Here is a 14,367-nt window from a genome sequence, read left to right as displayed (position 1 = left end):
AGGGGGTGTGGTTCTGGTTTTCTCCCCTCTCTCTCCTTTTCTTTCTTCTAGCACTTGGGCGCTCCTCCAAACAGGGGGGTCTGTCGTCCCCCCGCCCCCCCCCCACCACCCTTTCTCGTGCCGTCTTCCCTATGACGACCGGTCAGGAGCCCTCACGTCGTCTCGGTAGCGGTCGCGTGCCCGCGCACGCAAAAGCCCTCTGACCTGCGTTTCCGTAGGTCAGAGGGCTTGGTGTGTGGAGCCTAGGGGAGTCGAACCCCTGACATCTGCCATGCAAAGACAGCGCTCTACCAACTGAGCTAAGGCCCCTCAAGAGGAACGTCCGACCGGAAGAAACCCCACTCCGGCGGGCGCCCAGACCAGAGTACCCGGTCGCCCCCCGGATCCCGCAAAAGGATTGGGGGTCCCCGTAAACGACCACTCTCCGTAAGATGCTCGGCGTGGTTCGCGACAGCGAACCGCGGTTTTGGGGAAGCGATGGGGAGACGCAATGGACGCCGCACAGCAGGAAGCCACCGCAAGAGCGCGGGATCTGCAGCGGAACTGGTACGGGGAGCCGCTGGGGACGCTCTTCCGTAAGCTCATCGACGATCTTGGTCTCAACCAGGCTCGTCTCGCGGGGGTACTGGGACTGTCCGCACCGATGCTGTCGCAGCTGATGAGCGGGCAGCGGGCGAAGATCGGCAATCCCGCCGTGGTCCAGCGGGTGCAGTTGCTGCAGGACTTGGCGGGGCAGGTCGCGGACGGCAGCGTGAGCGCGGCCGAGGCCACCGAGCGCATGGAGGAGATCAAGAAGTCGCAGGGGGGTTCGGTGCTCAGCAACACCACGCACACGACGAACAGTTCGGGCGCGCCGACGGTCAAGCGGGTGGTCCGTGAGATCCAGTCGCTGCTGCGGTCGGTGGCAGCCGCGGGCGACATCATCGATGCCGCGGACACTCTCGCCCCCACCCACCCGGAACTGGCAGAGTTCCTCCGGGTGTACGGCGCCGGCCGCACCTCCGACGCGGTCGCGCACTACCAGTCCCACCAGAGCTGACCCCGTGGCCCGGTCGCCGAGGGGGTCGGCAGCCGGGCCGACGGTCTGCGTCCTGAGCGGGCACGAGGGGTCGTGCGGGGGAGTCGCGAAGGATGGTCGGCGAGGGGGAGTCGTATCGCTCGTCGTGGGGGAAGCAAGGGGGGTAACCGGAGGGGGAGGAGCGACGCACAGCCATGGGTGAGGTCTTCGCCGGGCGGTACGAACTGGTCGACCCGATCGGGCGCGGAGGTGTCGGCGCCGTCTGGCGCGCCTGGGACCATCGCCGCCGTCGCTATGTGGCCGCCAAGGTGCTGCAGCAGAGCGACGCGCACTCCCTGCTGCGCTTCGTCCGCGAGCAGGCCCTGCGGATCGATCACCCGCATGTGCTCGCGCCCGCCAGCTGGGCCGCCGACGACGACAAGGTCCTGTTCACCATGGACCTGGTGGCCGGCGGTTCGCTGGTCCATCTCATCGGGGACTACGGCCCCTTGCCGCCCTCGTTCGTCTGCGTCCTCCTCGACCAGCTCCTCGCTGGACTGTCCGCGGTGCACGCGGAGGGCGTGGTCCACCGTGACATCAAGCCCGCCAACCTGCTCCTCGAAGCCACCGGCACGGGCCGTCCGCGGCTGCGGCTGTCCGACTTCGGCATCGCCATGCGGCTCGGTGAGCCCCGGCTGACCGAGACCAACCTCGTGGTGGGGACGCCCGGCTACCTGGCGCCCGAGCAACTCATGGGAGCGGAGCCGGACTTCCCCGCCGACCTGTTCGCCGTGGGGCTGGTCGCGTTGTATCTGCTGGAGGGTGCCAAGCCGGACGCCAAGGCGCTCGTCCAGTACTTCACCGAGCACGGGACGCCCGGTGCGCCCATGGGCATTCCCGAACCGCTGTGGCAGGTAGTGGCCTCGCTGCTGCAGCCGGATCCGCAGGCGCGGTTTCGCACGACGACGGGTGCGCGCAAGGCCCTTGCCGCGGCCGTCGAGCTCTTGCCGGAGCCCGGTCCCGACGACGAGATCATCGAGATCTTCGACCAACTGGGGCCACTGCCACCGGGGTTCGCAGCGAACGGACCGCTCAAACGGGCGCCGGGGGTCGAAGGAGCGAGGGGCGGCTCCGGCCAGTTCGGTCAGGACTCGGCCGGGACGCTCGGCAGCGGCTCGGTACAGATCGCCACCGGGTCCGGCACGGCTGACACAGCTGACACCGGCTCCGGCGCCGTATCGCACGATCCGCGCCGAGGCGTGGCCGGGCCAAGTCCGGCTGCGGCTGCGGCTTCGGGTTCGGCTGCGGCTTCGGGTTCGGCTTCGGACTTCACCCCGTCCGCGTCCGCGCCCACGCCGCGGCCGGGCGACAGCAGCGGTCCGCTCTCCATGTCGGACACCGGCAGCTTCCACCTGCCCCCGCCTCAGTCCACCGGCTCCTCTCATCAGACTCCCCTGCACAGTCAGACGCCGCTGCCCCAGCCCCACTCGGCACCACCACACCAGGCCCAGGCCCAGGCTGAGGCCCAGGCGCAAGGCCGCGGTCAGGTACAGCAGGGCAGCCAGGCACACGACGGCGTGCAGCATCACCCGACTCACAGCTCCCCCTACGACACCACGCACGTCCTGTCCTCCCCCCAGCCCCGCACACCGCAGTACCCGGCTCAGCCTCCGACGGCGACGCCGGTGCATCACCAGCCCGTCGATGCCTCTACTGCTTCGTACACCGCTCAGAGCCCGCAGGTTCCACCTTCGGCGCCCTCGATTCCGCAGCCGAACCGCCGCGGCGGCCACCGCGCCGCCCGACGCGCGCCTCGACGCGCGCCCCGCCGGATCGCCCGCCGTCCCGGCCCGCCGGCCAAGGTGACGGTGCCGCTCCTGCTGCTGGCGTTGGTCTGCTATTCGGTGGGGTTCTGGGCGCTGGCCCACATCTGAGCCCGTGGTCGGGCGGGACTCATGACCGGCGCAGGCTCGCGCCGGTCACAGAGTTGCGGTCACAGGGCCGCTATCCCACCCCAACCCTCCGCCGAGCCACCACCATCCACACCCCCAACACCACCAGCACCAACGTCCCCGCCCCGATCCCGCTCACCGCGAGCACGGTCATCGCAGCGTCGTCCCCGCCGCCCCCGGTCCCGGCCGCGCCGCCCGTAGCCGCCTGCCGTTCCGCCGCGGAGACGTGGAACACATCGCCCGGCTCGGACTCCCCCGCGTAACCGGGACCGGCCTGCGCCGAGCCCTCCTCCCGCACGCGCAGCGTCAGCTCGAACGGCCCCTCGCCGTATCGCTCAGCCACCTCGGCCGCCAGGTGCACCACCAGGTAGTAGGAGCCGGCGAACCGCATGGCGCTGAGCTTGTCGGGGCCTGCGTACCGGTTCTCGTAGGCGACCGGCGGCAAGGGGTCGAGCTCGGCGGCCTTCCGCCGGCCGTCGTAGTTGGCGCTCGCGTCGTCGACGAAGCCGCGTACGGGGTTGTAGAGCGAGAGGTTCAGGGCGCCGACCGCGTAGCCGTCGCCGCCTTTCGAGCTGCCGAGTTCGGCGGTGGCGTACAGCTGGCGGCCCCAGTCGAGCGGCACCTTGTAGAAGAGTGTCCGCCCGGGCTCGATGTCGGCGGTCCAGGCGCCCTGGCCGACGGGCACCGCGGAAGCGAAGCCGGAGCCGCCCACGCGGCGCTCACCCTCGCCGGTGAGAGGAGCGGGCGAGGCGGAGTTCCAGACCTCGGGGGCATTTGTCTCGCCGGTCTGCTTCAGGGGCGGCTCGGAGGTCGCGAAGAGCTCCAGGTCCCAGGTGTCCGGCGCCGACTCCGCCGTACCGACGCGTTCGACGATCACGTCATAGGTGCCCGCGCTCTCGCAGCGGGGCCGGTTCACCGACGTCTCCCGCGCACCCCAGGCCGCGATCGGACGCGGGCTGTGGACGACGCCGAAGGTCTCCCTGTCCTGGGAACAGGTGCGGCCGGCCGCGTCCCGCACGGACACATTGATGCCGTCGCCCGCGTAGATCCCGCTGCCGAGCGGAGCGACAGCGGTCACGGACACGTACACGTCCGAGGTCGCGTCGAGATCGAGGCGATAGTGGATCTCTCCCACACTGGGCAGGGAGCTCTTGTACGTCGCGCCCGGCGTGAGAGGTTCGGCGTCCGCCGTGCCGGTCGCGCCGGTGACGGACCGGGCGCCCGGCGCGAAGGCATAGGGTCCGGGCGTCCCGGCGGCCTGGGCGGGCAGAACCGGCAAACCAGCGGTCGTGCACAGCAGCAGCCCCGCCACTACGGCCACACGCGCGCGTGCCGAGGAACGGACGCGCCACACCCTCCCGTACGGCCACACCCTCGCGGACGGCCACGCCCTCACGCCCCGCCGCATCCTCGCGGAGCGCCACCGCGCCGCACGCCGCCGCCTCATCACGCGCCACTCCTCGTCGCCTTCGGACCATGGACCGTCGCCCATCCTGCCCAGCCCGGTCGCGCGTCACCCCCGCAATCCGTACGACTGTCCGAAACGCCCGGCTCTAGATCCTGCGCGTCGCTTCCGCAACTCGAAGCCGCGGCACCCGACCGGCCGCCGGACACACAAAACCCCGGCCGCTCGGGCGGCTGGGGTCTGTGTGCAATCCGTCGTGGTGGCTCACGAACCCGTGGGCACGGAGTCAGTCGCCTCCGTCCACAGATCCTGCTCGGCGCGATCCGCCTGGATCTGGCGGTACACGAGGAGCCCGCCGATGGCGGCCAGTGCGACCAGGAGAAGCTTCTTCACCGCGCGACCTCGTCTTTCTTGACGTAGGGGACCTCTGGCGCCCGACTATACACACCGGTCGATATCAATCGGTGACCTGCGTCCGCGCTCAACTGCCCGTCGGCACACCCCAGTAGAAGCGGATTCCGCCACTCCGATCGGAGGGTGATCACACCTCGACGGACGGTGACCTTTGGTCGCTTTCCTTCATCTTTGCGCACTCATCTCGTCTCTTGCACCCATTCGAGTGCTGTTCATCTGAAGATCGACGCGTCGCGGGCGTCGGTCCATGACTTCGCGGCCCCCATACACATCATTGGGAAAGTACGCAAATCGCCCAACCCGAAAGTGAGGGGCCATGACCAGGAACAAGGTCATGAACCTGTGGACAGCCATCGTCACCGCCTTTCTCGCGCTGTGCACGGCGCTCGGATTCGTCACCAACACCGCGGCCGCGGCCGTCCCGCACACCGAGACGAGCCGCCGGAGCGGAGGCGACGACAACAACCGCAGCGCGGAACTGACGGTCCCGGCGATGCCCCACTGGGCCTGGTCCTACGCCAGAGCCTTGCCCCCCACGATGAAGCAGCGCATCAGAGCCGAGGCGCACGGCAAGACCCCCAGCTGCCGACACCGGCCGCTCACGGAGACAGAAGCCGCGGCGTCCACATCGAGCACCCGCGAATGCGCCCACGACGAAGCGCCGGACCGGCCACTCGTCCCGCATCAACGCTGAATCCGGGCTCGCTCCGGCCGTAGCCCTCCGCGAGCCTTGTCCCTCTGCTCCAACCCGCCGTCACAGCGAGCCCGCCTACAGCGCACCCGCTTCTGACGACAGCCCCTTCAGCAGTACTGCGGCGCGCTTCATCCCTACCCCGCCGCCTCATCCCGGCTCGACGATGTGCCGGAGATAGGCCCAGGGATCGTTGAGGTAACGCCGCCAGTGGTCGACGATTTCCAGATCCCGCCAGCCGGCGGGACGCATTCCGTGGTCACCCACCTCGATGATCTCGGCGCCCGGCAGCGCCGTGAGCACAGGTGAGTGCGTCGCGCAGATGACCTGTGCGCCGGAACGCCCCAGTTCGTGCAGTTGCCCCACGAGTTGAAGACAAGAAGCGAAGGACAGCGCGGCCTCGGGCTCGTCAAGGACGTACAGCCCAGGCTCCTGAAACCGCTCGCGGAAGGCCATCAGAAAGCCCTCGCCGTGGCTCATCTCGTCCGCGGCCCCGGACAGCCTTCCGGACTTCTGCTCCCGGCCCAGCGCGTCCAGCGCCGTCTCCGCCCGCAGGAAGAAGCCTCTGCGGCGCGTACGAGGCCCGCGCAGCATGCGGCGGCCGGCCACCGTCGCCTCGAACCGTATGCGCCCGCCCAGGGCCGACGGCTCACGCCAACTCGCGTACTTGTAACCCGCGGATCCGCCCCAGGAGTCCAGGCCGAAGCCCTCCGCGAGCGCCTCGACGAGGGTCGACTTGCCCGAGCCGTTCTCCCCCACCAGGAACGTGACCGGCGCGGTGAATCTCAAGCCGTCGTGCAGCAGCTGTCGCACGCACGGCACGGACCACGGCCACTGGCCGTCCTCCTCCAGCTCGCCCTCGGCGAGATGCGCGTAAGCCCGTTCGACGATCATGCCGCCCAGGCTCTCATCCGGCACTGACAATCGGACATGCGAAAGACCCCCAGCCCTGATGGACTGGGGGTCTTTTCGCTGGTGGGGCTAACAGGATTTGAACCTGTGGCCTCATCCTTATCAGGGATGCGCTCTAACCAACTGAGCTATAGCCCCGCCGCGCTCTGCGGTGTGTGTCCCGCGCGCTGACTCCTGAAGATTAGCGCACGACGTGGGCAGTCCCAAAATCGGTTGTCGGAGAACCGTCAGGCGAGGTTTGAACCCGCCTCCTGACGGCAACCGTGATCCGACCTCGGAGAAGCCGTCAACCGGCCTCCGCCGCCGTCACTCGTCCTCTGCGAGCGTCAGCTCGACGCCGCCCACGAACCCGGCGGAGAGGTTGTAGATGAACGCGCCGAGGGTCGCCAGCGCCGTCGCGAGGACGACGTCGATGACCGCGATGATCGACGTGAACATCAGGACGTGCGGCAGCGACAGGAAGGACTGCAGGTCGAAGCCGTTCGACTCGTTGGAGCCGGTCGCCTCGGAGATCGTGCCGCCCACCGTCGAGAAGACGCCCATCGCGTCCATGACCATCCACAGCACCGCGGACGCCACGATCGTGCAGATGCCCAGCGCGATGGAGAGCAGGAAGCTGACCTTCATCACCGACCACGGGTCGGCCTTGGCCACCCGCAGGCGCGCCTTGCGGGTGCGCGGCGTCGTGCTCGCCCCCGTGCGCGGCCGGCGGACCGCGCTTGCCGGAGCGGGCGTCTGGTAGGCCTGCGGCGGGTGGTAGGGCGCGGCGGGCTGCTGCGACTGCCGTTCCCCGGGCAGCGGCGACGCGGGGGCCGCCTGCTGCCCTCCTGCGGGCCCGGGCTGGGGCTGGGCGCCCGCGCCGGCCCCGTACTGCTGGGCCTGCGAGCCTCGGGTGTCCGTCACGGTTCCCCCCTGGGATCCAGGTGCATCGGGCGAGGAAGGGCCTTTCGCGGGCGACTTGATCGCTTTCAGCTGGGTGGTGTGCGTGTCGGTCGCGGGCGCGGCGGAGCCACGGCCTCCGCCGTCCGTACCGGCCGTAGAACCGGTCGAGGTACCGGACGACCCGGCGCCCGTGGCTCCGCTCACGATGACTCTCTCCTCGTGCTACTCGGCCGAGGGTGCGGCACCCTCGTCCGTGCCGGTGGTCGCGGCACCCTCGACGGTCTCGTCGACGACAATGTCGCCGTCGACCTCCTCCGCCTCGCGTCCCGCCTCGGCGTTACGTGCGACACCTACGACGGCATCGCGCTTGCCCAGGTTGATCAGTTGGACGCCCATGGTGTCACGGCCCGTCTCCCTGATCTCGTTGACTCGCGTACGAATCACACCGCCGCCCAGCGTGATGGCGAGGATCTCGTCGGTCTCCTCGACCACCAGCGCACCGACGAGAGAGCCGCGGTCCTCGACGATCTTGGCGGCCTTGATGCCGAGGCCGCCGCGACCCTGGACGCGGTACTCGTCGACCGCGGTCCGCTTCGCGTACCCGCCGTCGGTGGCAGTGAACACGAACGTACCGGGTCGAACAACATTCATCGAGAGCAGCTCGTCTCCCTCACGGAAGCTCATGCCCTTGACACCCGAGGTGGCACGGCCCATGGGCCGCAGCGACTCGTCCGTGGCGGTGAACCTGATCGACTGTGCCTTCTTGCTGATCAGAAGCAGATCGTCGTCGGCCGAAACAAGCTCGGCGCCGATCAGTTCGTCATCGGAACCGTTCTCCATCTCACGGAGGTTGATCGCGATGACACCGCCGGAGCGCGGCGAATCGTAATCCTTCAGAGGCGTCTTCTTCACCAGTCCCGCCTTGGTGGCGAGTACGAGGTAAGGCACGGCCTCGTAGTCGCGGATGGCGAGGATCTCGGCGATCGCCTCGTCCGGCTGGAAGGCCAGCAGGTTCGCGACGTGCTGCCCGCGCGCGTCACGGCCGGCGTCCGGGAGCTCGTACGCCTTCGCGCGGTAGACCCGGCCCTTGTTGGTGAAGAACAGCAGCCAGTGGTGCGTGGTCGACACGAAGAAGTGGTCGACGATGTCGTCTTCCTTGAGCTTCGTGCCGCGTACGCCCTTGCCGCCGCGCTTCTGGGCGCGGTAGTCGACGGTCTTGGTGCGCTTGACGTAGCCGCTGCGCGAGACCGTGACGACGATGTCCTCCTCGGCGATCAGGTCCTCGATGGACATGTCACCGTCGTAGGGCACCAGCATGGTCTTGCGGTCGTCGCCGTACTTCTCGACGATCGCCGCGAGCTCCGCGCTGACGATGCCGCGCTGGCGGACCGGCGAGGCCAGGATCTCGTTGTACTCGGTGATCTTCGCCTGGAGTTCGTCGTGCTCCTGGATGATCTTCTGGCGCTCCAGGGCGGCCAGTCGCCGCAACTGCATCTCGAGGATGGCGTTGGCCTGGATCTCGTCGATCTCCAGGAGCTCCATCAGGCCCGTACGCGCGATCTCGACGGTGTCACTGGCCCGGATCAGGGCGATGACCTCGTCGATGGCGTCCAGGGCCTTCAGCAGGCCGCGCAGGATGTGCGCGCGCTCCTCGGCCTTGCGCAGCCGGAAACGCGTACGGCGGACGACGACCTCGATCTGGTGCGTCACCCAGTGGCGGATGAACGCGTCCAGGGAGAGGGTGCGCGGGACGCCGTCGACGAGCGCCAGCATGTTGGCGCCGAAGTTCGTCTGCAGGTCCGTGTGCTTGTAGAGGTTGTTCAGCACGACCTTGGCGACCGCGTCCCGCTTCAGGACGATGACCAGGCGCTGGCCGGTGCGGGACGACGTCTCGTCGCGGACGTCCGCGATGCCGCCGATCTTGCCGTCCTTCACCAGGTCGGCGATCTTCTGCGCGAGGTTGTCGGGGTTGGTCTGGTACGGCAGCTCCGTGACCACCAGGCACTGGCGGTTCTGGATCTCCTCGACCTCGACGACGGCGCGCATGGTGATGGAGCCGCGGCCGGTGCGGTACGCCTCTTCGATGCCCTTACGGCCGACGACGAGCGCGCCGGTCGGGAAGTCCGGGCCCTTGATGCGCTCGATGAGCGCGTCCAGGAGCTCCTCGTGCGAGGCTTCCGGGTTCTCCAGGCACCACTGGGCGCCGGCCGCGACCTCGCGCAGATTGTGCGGCGGGATGTTGGTCGCCATGCCGACCGCGATGCCGGCCGAGCCGTTGATCAGCAGGTTCGGGAAGCGGGCCGGCAGGACGGTCGGCTCCTGGGAGCGGCCGTCGTAGTTGTCCGTGAAGTCGACGGTCTCCTCGTCGATGTCGCGGACCATCTCCATCGACAGCGGCGCCATCTTGCACTCGGTGTAGCGCATGGCCGCCGCCGGGTCGTTGCCCGGCGAGCCGAAGTTGCCGTTGGAGTCGACGAGCGGCATGCGCATCGACCACGGCTGGGCGAGACGGACCAGGGCGTCGTAGATCGAGGAGTCGCCGTGCGGGTGGTAGTTGCCCATGACGTCGCCGACCACGCGCGCGCACTTGTAGAAGCCGCGCTCGGGGCGGTAGCCGCCGTCGTACATGGCGTACAGGACACGGCGGTGGACGGGCTTGAGGCCGTCCCGGACGTCCGGCAGGGCACGCGAGACGATGACGGACATCGCGTAGTCGAGGTACGAGCGCTGCATCTCCGTCTCGAGCCCGACGGGCTCGACACGCATGATCTGTCCCTCGTCAGGCGTGACGGGAGTGTTCTCGTCGGTCATTGCTGGTGAAGATCCTTCCTGGTGCGGTCAGCTGAGACCGACTCAGATGTCGAGGAAGCGGACGTCCTTGGCATTGCGCTGGATGAACGCGCGGCGGGCCTCGACGTCCTCGCCCATGAGGACCGAGAACAGGTCGTCGGCCTGGGCGGCGTCGTCGAGGGTGACCTGGCCGAGGACGCGGTGCTCCTGGTCCATGGTCGTGATGCGCAGCTCCTCGGCGTTCATCTCACCGAGACCCTTGAAGCGCTGGATCGAGTCCTCGCGGACGCGCTTGCCGCGCTGACGGCCCATCTCCAGCAGGGCGTCGCGCTCGCGGTCGGAGTAGGCGTACTCGACCTCGTCCCGGCCCCACTTGATCTTGTACAGCGGAGGACGGGACAGGAACACGTGCCCGGCCTCGACCAGCGGCCGCATGAAGCGGAACAGGAAGGTCAGCAGCAGGGTGTTGATGTGCTGGCCGTCGACGTCGGCGTCCGCCATCAGGATGATCTTGTGATAGCGCAGCTTCTCGATGTCGAAGTCCTCGTGGACTCCGGTGCCGAAGGCCGAGATCAGCGCCTGGATCTCCTGGTTCTGCAGGATCTTGTCGATCCGCGCCTTCTCGACGTTGAGGATCTTGCCTCGGATCGGGAGGATCGCCTGGTACTCGGGGTTGCGGCCGGACTTGGCCGAGCCGCCGGCGGAGTCACCCTCGACGATGAAGATCTCGCACTTGGTGGGGTCGTTGGACTGGCAGTCCGAGAGCTTGCCCGGCAGGGACGCCGACTCCAGCAGACCCTTGCGGCGGGTGAGGTCGCGGGCCTTGCGGGCCGCCACGCGCGCGGTGGCCGCCTGGATGCCCTTGCGGATGATGTCCGCGGCCTCGACCGGGTTGCGGTCCAGCCAGTCGTTGAGGTGCTCGTAGACGACCTTCTGCACGAAGGTCTTCACCTCGGTGTTGCCCAGCTTGGTCTTGGTCTGGCCCTCGAACTGCGGCTCGCTCAGCTTCACCGAGATGATCGCCGTCAGACCCTCACGGATGTCGTCACCCGTGAGGTTGTCGTCCTTCTCACGCAGCAGCTTCTTGTCCCGCGCGTACTTGTTGATCAGCGAGGTGAGCGCCGCGCGGAAGCCCTCTTCGTGCGTACCGCCCTCGTGCGTGTGGATGATGTTGGCGAAGGAGTACACACCCTCGCTGTAACCGCCGTTCCACTGCATGGCGAGCTCAAGGGAAAGGCTCTTGTCCTTGTCCTCGGCCTCGAGGTCGATCACGGTGGGGTGCACCACCTCTCCCTTGCGGGAGTTGAGGTACTTCACGAAGTCGACGATGCCGCCCTCGTAGTGGTACGAGACGGCCTTGACCTCGTGCTTCTCGTCCTCGCCCGCCTCGTCGGCGCCAGCCGTGGCCTTCGCCGACTCACGCTCGTCGGTGAGGTTGATCCTCAGGCCCTTGTTGAGGAACGCCATCTCCTGAAAACGCCGCGAGAGCGTCTCGAAGGAGTACTCGGTGGTCTCGAAGATGTCCGGGTCGGCCCAGAAGGTGACCGTGGTGCCGTGCTCATCCGTGGCCTCGTGCTTGGCAAGCGGGGCCGTCGGTACGCCCAACTTGTAGTCCTGCGTCCAGCGGTGGCCGTCGGTCTTGATCTCGACGGAGACCTTCGTCGACAGGGCGTTCACGACGGAGACACCCACGCCGTGCAGACCGCCGGAGACCGCGTAGCCGCCGCCGCCGAACTTTCCGCCCGCGTGCAGGACCGTCAGCACGACCTCGACGGCCGGCTTGCCCTCGGAGGGGACGATGCCGACCGGGATGCCACGGCCGTTGTCGACGACCCGCACGCCACCGTCGGCGAGGATCGTGACGTCGATGGTGTCCGCGTGGCCGGCCAGTGCCTCGTCGACGGAGTTGTCGACGACCTCCTGCACAAGGTGGTGCAGCCCTCGCTCACCGGTCGAGCCGATGTACATACCGGGGCGCTTGCGGACCGCGTCCAAGCCCTCGAGGACGGTGATGGCGCTGGCGTCGTACGAGGCGGTGACCTCGCCGTTCGACGAAGTCACCGCGTCGTTCTCGCCGGCGTCGGTGGACGGGATGTTCTCGTTGGGGTTGCCGGAATCGGCCACGAAGCGCCCTTTCTGGCACAGCACGAGCCAGGCTCGTCGGCGGGTTGCCGGAGCGGCTGCGGCATGTTGCGTTGGTAAGCCTTGATCAGCGTTGCTCAGCTTTTCCCGGACGGTCCCCACGTTTGGGGCGGGATTGGGCTCCAGTCTACCGGTAGCGCCGACAGTGATGGGGGTTTGCCGGTACCTGAGTCCGCATGTGCCGCCCTGAACCTGCCTCTGCCGACTCCCGATATGCGGATGGGGGCCCAAAGAGGCTCACAGAGCCACTCAGCGCTTCCGGCCGTCAACCCTTGGCTACTTCGGAGTCAGGTCGCGATTCGCAGCCGCGTGCGCTGGTGCGACGAGGAGATCGCCGATGGCGTCTCGTGACCGCCGACGACCAGTGGTGTGATGTCGGTCACCTGTGGTCGACGGGGCTGCTGAGACTGCTGTTACGGGCTCCTGGAAGCGGTCGCAGGGCTTTCGCGATGGCGCACGCCCCCCTTCGCGGGCAGGTGGATCGTCCGTCACCCGTAGGTGTCGCCCGGTCCCGTGCTGCCGGGCGCGCGCAGGGGGCCGTAGCGGCGAGCGGGGCCGCCGGGGCCCTGCACCTTGATCTGCCGCACCGCGCCATGGCCGAGGTCCTCGTTGAGGCGGGCGACCAGTGTGGGGGCCAGCAGTCGCAGATTGGTCGCCCAGGCCGTCGAGTCACAGCGCACGACCAGGACGCGCTCGTCCTCGTCGTACTTCTCCGGGACGCAGTGCTTGGCGACGTCGTCGCCGACGATCTGCGGCCAGCGCCCCATCACACCGCCCACCGCGGCCGGGGTCTCCCAGCCCCGCTCGGTGATCAAGCGGTTGATGGCGGCGCCGAGCGCCAGCGGGTCGCGGCCGTCGGCACGCGCGCCGGAGCGCAGACCACCGCGACGCGCCTGCTTCTTCTGCTGCGCCGCGTCACCACGCGCGCGTGCCTGTTCCTTGGCAGCCCTGAGCGCCACGCGCGCGAGGTCGACGCCGGAGGGTTCGGGGGTCTTCTTGGGAGCGGGTGTGCCCTCGGACGGGTTCTCGCTCATACGCGCTCCACCGTCCCCTCGGACACCGTGTACCGCGCCCCGGCCAGCACATGCGGTACGTCGTCGTCGACCGCGGCGGTCACCAGGACCTGCTCGCCGGGCGCCACCAGCTCGGCCAGGCGCTCGCGGCGACGGGTGTCCAGCTCGGCGAAGACGTCGTCGAGGACCAGCACCGGTTCGTTGCCCTCGGCCCTGAGCAGGTCGTACGACGCCAGGCGCAGCGCCAGCGCGTAGGACCAGGACTCGCCGTGGGAGGCGTATCCCTTGGCGGGCAGCTGACCGAGTTTGAGAAGCAGATCGTCCCGATGCGGTCCGACGAGCGTGACACCGCGCTCGATCTCCTGCTTGCGGGCCTCGGCGAGCGCCGCCATCAGCTGCTCGAAGAGATCCTCGCGTGTGTGTGCCTCGCCGGGAGCCGACGGCTTGTAGTCGAGGGCGACGGGGCCACCGCCGGGCGCCAGCTGCTCGTACGCCTTGTCGGCCAGCGGCTGGATCGCCGCGATCAGGTCCAGGCGCTGGGCGAGCAACTCCGCGCCCGCGCGCGCGAGGTGCTGGTCCCAGACGTCGAGGGTGGACAGGTCCATGGAGCGGCCGCCGTGCCTCCTCGCGAGCGCGGCCGACTTCAGGAGGGTGTTGCGCTGCCTGAGCACCCGCTCGTAGTCGGAGCGCACGCCGGCCATCCGCGGGGAGCGGGCGGTGATCAGCTCGTCGAGGAAGCGGCGCCGCTCCCCGGGGTCGCCCTTGACCAGGGCGAGGTCCTCCGGCGCGAACAGGACGGTCCGCACGATGCCGAGCACGTCACGGGGCTTGACCTGCGAGGATCTGTTGATGCGGGCGCGGTTGGCCTTGCCCGGGTTGAGCTCCAGCTCGACCAGCTGCTGCCGGTCGCCCTGTCGTACCTGCGCCCGGATGACCGCCCGGTCGGCGCCCATGCGGACCAGAGGGGCGTCGGAGGCGACGCGGTGGCTGCCGAGGGTGGCGAGGTAGCCGACGGCCTCGACGAGGTTGGTCTTGCCCTGGCCGTTGGGGCCGACGAAGGCGGTGACGCCCGGGTCCAGCGGAACCTCGACCCGGGCGTACGAGCGGAAGTCGGCCAGCGACAGATGCGTGACGTGCATGGTCGTTCGCCGACCTCCCCCAACATGTGG

Annotated in this window: 11 protein-coding genes and 2 tRNA genes; 3 read left to right on the top strand and 10 right to left on the bottom strand. The window is 68.9% G+C overall.

Annotated elements, in window-relative coordinates:
• Positions 1 to 236 precede the first annotated feature (236 nt).
• A tRNA-Ala gene (locus ACFQ6S_RS21670) sits at positions 237 to 309 on the bottom strand.
• A gap of 181 nt (positions 310 to 490) precedes the next feature.
• Here ACFQ6S_RS21670 and ACFQ6S_RS21665 point away from each other — a divergent pair.
• Positions 491 to 1,039 carry a helix-turn-helix domain-containing protein gene (locus tag ACFQ6S_RS21665; protein ID WP_383412038.1) on the top strand — a complete coding sequence of 183 codons (549 nt, stop codon included), beginning with the start codon at positions 491 to 493 and terminating at the stop codon, positions 1,037 to 1,039.
• Between the two features lie 173 nt (positions 1,040 to 1,212).
• Positions 1,213 to 2,931 carry a protein kinase gene (locus ACFQ6S_RS21660; protein WP_383412036.1) on the top strand — a complete coding sequence of 573 codons (1,719 nt, stop codon included), beginning with the start codon at positions 1,213 to 1,215 and terminating at the stop codon, positions 2,929 to 2,931.
• A 70-nt stretch (positions 2,932 to 3,001) separates the two neighbouring features.
• Here the strand turns inward: ACFQ6S_RS21660 and ACFQ6S_RS21655 are convergent, their stop codons facing one another.
• Both ACFQ6S_RS21655 and ACFQ6S_RS21650 read right to left on the bottom strand, forming a co-directional pair.
• Positions 3,002 to 4,228, bottom strand: a complete 1,227-nt coding sequence (locus ACFQ6S_RS21655) for a hypothetical protein (RefSeq protein ID WP_383412033.1) — start codon at positions 4,226 to 4,228, stop codon at positions 3,002 to 3,004.
• A gap of 390 nt (positions 4,229 to 4,618) precedes the next feature.
• The gene (locus ACFQ6S_RS21650; RefSeq protein ID WP_003999697.1) at positions 4,619 to 4,747 is read right to left on the bottom strand and encodes a DLW-39 family protein; all 129 of its coding nucleotides are present in this window, start codon (positions 4,745 to 4,747) and stop codon (positions 4,619 to 4,621) included.
• Positions 4,748 to 5,084: 337 nt separating this feature from the next.
• On the opposite strand from ACFQ6S_RS21650, the gene ACFQ6S_RS21645 reads away from it, so the two are divergent.
• Positions 5,085 to 5,462 carry a DUF6344 domain-containing protein gene (locus ACFQ6S_RS21645; RefSeq protein WP_383412032.1) on the top strand — a complete coding sequence of 126 codons (378 nt, stop codon included), beginning with the start codon at positions 5,085 to 5,087 and terminating at the stop codon, positions 5,460 to 5,462.
• Positions 5,463 to 5,609: 147 nt separating this feature from the next.
• Here ACFQ6S_RS21645 and ACFQ6S_RS21640 read toward each other — a convergent pair whose 3' ends face one another.
• The 7 genes from ACFQ6S_RS21640 to recF form a co-directional block, all read right to left on the bottom strand.
• On the bottom strand, positions 5,610 to 6,353 hold the full coding sequence (locus ACFQ6S_RS21640) for an AAA family ATPase (RefSeq protein WP_383412030.1): 744 nt from the start codon (positions 6,351 to 6,353) through the stop codon (positions 5,610 to 5,612).
• Between the two features lie 79 nt (positions 6,354 to 6,432).
• Positions 6,433 to 6,509: transfer RNA gene (locus ACFQ6S_RS21635), tRNA-Ile, on the bottom strand.
• Between the two features lie 168 nt (positions 6,510 to 6,677).
• Positions 6,678 to 7,457 (bottom strand): DUF3566 domain-containing protein, encoded by a 780-nt coding sequence (locus ACFQ6S_RS21630; protein WP_383412027.1) that lies wholly within the window; start codon positions 7,455 to 7,457, stop codon positions 6,678 to 6,680.
• A gap of 18 nt (positions 7,458 to 7,475) precedes the next feature.
• On the bottom strand, positions 7,476 to 10,064 hold the full coding sequence (gene gyrA, locus ACFQ6S_RS21625) for a DNA gyrase subunit A (RefSeq protein ID WP_383412024.1): 2,589 nt from the start codon (positions 10,062 to 10,064) through the stop codon (positions 7,476 to 7,478).
• A 42-nt stretch (positions 10,065 to 10,106) separates the two neighbouring features.
• Complete coding sequence (gyrB, locus tag ACFQ6S_RS21620) at positions 10,107 to 12,167, bottom strand: DNA topoisomerase (ATP-hydrolyzing) subunit B (RefSeq protein ID WP_383412021.1); 2,061 nt, start codon at positions 12,165 to 12,167, stop codon at positions 10,107 to 10,109.
• Between the two features lie 506 nt (positions 12,168 to 12,673).
• Positions 12,674 to 13,219, bottom strand: coding sequence for a DUF721 domain-containing protein (locus ACFQ6S_RS21615; RefSeq protein WP_383412019.1), 546 nt, complete (start codon positions 13,217 to 13,219; stop codon positions 12,674 to 12,676).
• Entirely contained in the window at positions 13,216 to 14,337 is a 1,122-nt protein-coding gene (gene recF, locus ACFQ6S_RS21610) for a DNA replication/repair protein RecF (protein ID WP_383412017.1), read from the bottom strand. The genes ACFQ6S_RS21615 and recF overlap by 4 nt, the downstream gene beginning before the upstream one ends.
• Positions 14,338 to 14,367 lie beyond the last annotated feature (30 nt).

It is taken from the genome of Streptomyces sp. NPDC056479 (assembly GCF_042795335.1).
Classification (GTDB): domain Bacteria; phylum Actinomycetota; class Actinomycetes; order Streptomycetales; family Streptomycetaceae; genus Streptomyces.
This window is presented reverse-complemented; position numbering and strand designations above follow the sequence as displayed.